This is a genomic window from Pontimicrobium sp. MEBiC01747 (assembly GCF_053601635.1).
Genome location: NZ_JBSHNS010000262.1, coordinates 1 through 1,247 on the forward strand (window position 1 = coordinate 1; position 1,247 = coordinate 1,247).

2 protein-coding genes and 1 pseudogene are annotated in these 1,247 nt (G+C 30.8%); all 3 read left to right on the plus strand.

Annotation, left to right across the window (positions count from 1 at the left end; all coding sequences use genetic code 11):
• Nucleotides 1-271: pseudogene (locus ACVC2P_RS08630) on the plus strand (hypothetical protein); the annotation flags it as partial.
• Nucleotides 272-273: 2 nt separating this feature from the next.
• Complete coding sequence (locus tag ACVC2P_RS08635) at nt 274-825, plus strand: hypothetical protein (protein ID WP_452598072.1); 552 nt, start codon at nt 274-276, stop codon at nt 823-825.
• A 19-nt stretch (nt 826-844) separates the two neighbouring features.
• A partial coding sequence (locus ACVC2P_RS08640; protein ID WP_452598073.1) for a hypothetical protein occupies nt 845-1,247 on the plus strand: 403 nt, incomplete at its 3' end.

Sequence of the window (1,247 nt, forward strand, 5' to 3'; positions counted from 1 at the left end):
AGGTAATACTAAAACCATTTTAGGTTACTTATGTCATGAATACAGTTATACAAAAGAAAACTCAAAAGTTTTGGCCTGGGTAGTAAAAGGCAGCTTCCCCATAAAAAGTAACTATTTACCTATTCTTGGTATGCATACAAATAGCCCCTATAAAGGTTTTGTGCTTGAGCTTTATTATGAATCTGCAAATGAAACTGGCTCTATTAAAGCTTTAAAAATAAAAGATAATGTAACCCTAGAAATTAATACTAACCACTATAAATCTATGTAACTATGAAATTTAAAAGTCTAATCATTATTTGCCTACTATTCGTCTCTTTTTCTTTCTCACAAAATGTTTATTTAAAAATAACTTTTAATGAAGGTCCACTTAAAGGAACTCATGTATTTACTCCAGAAAAAGGGAATTACACCAGTCAAATTAACCTAGGATTTAATAAAGGCATAAGCAATATCAATGCTTCTAAATTGGTTTCAGAAAGTGGTATACAAATACATTACATTAATAAATATTTTTTAGGTGAAGCCACCAAAGGTAAGCATCAAGCTAAAACGGATACTTCTGGTTGCGGAAGTTTAAACTTTATAGATCTACAAAACAATCAATCTTTTCATAAAATTGATGGCGATTTTATAGACTGCTCAGAAACTACCATTAAAGAAGTCTCTGCATGGGAAACGGCTATTGTAAAAAAAAGAAGGACAGTCTCTGGAAGTTTTTCAGATAAATTAGAAATGAAAATTAGACAAGATGATGGCCTTGAAACTACAATTAATACAACTGTTAATGTGGTTTTTAAAGCTATTGAATCTAGAAGAAAATAATATTACAACACATATAATTATGATGAAAAAAATTACGCTATATATTTTTCTATTACTCTTTACAACTGTACAAGCTCAATACACTTTTCAGCAAATAGATATTTGGTCTGGTAACAATGGTAGCTCTCCTAAATACATTACAGAACATAATGGAAAATTGTATTTTCAGGCTTTTGAAATAACACCTTCCTTTAAGAAATTGTATGTCTCGGATGGTACAGATTTAGGAACAAGTATTGTAGCCCCAAATTTAAATGGAGGCGCTGGTTATTCTCCAGAATCTTTAACGTCTTTTAATGGAGAACTTTATTTTACAGCTTTTGTCTCTGGAATAGGCACAGAAATATACAAAACAAATGGAACAGAAGCTGGCACTCAGTTATTAAAAGATGTAAGGAGTGGAAGTTCTAGTGGTTTAGACT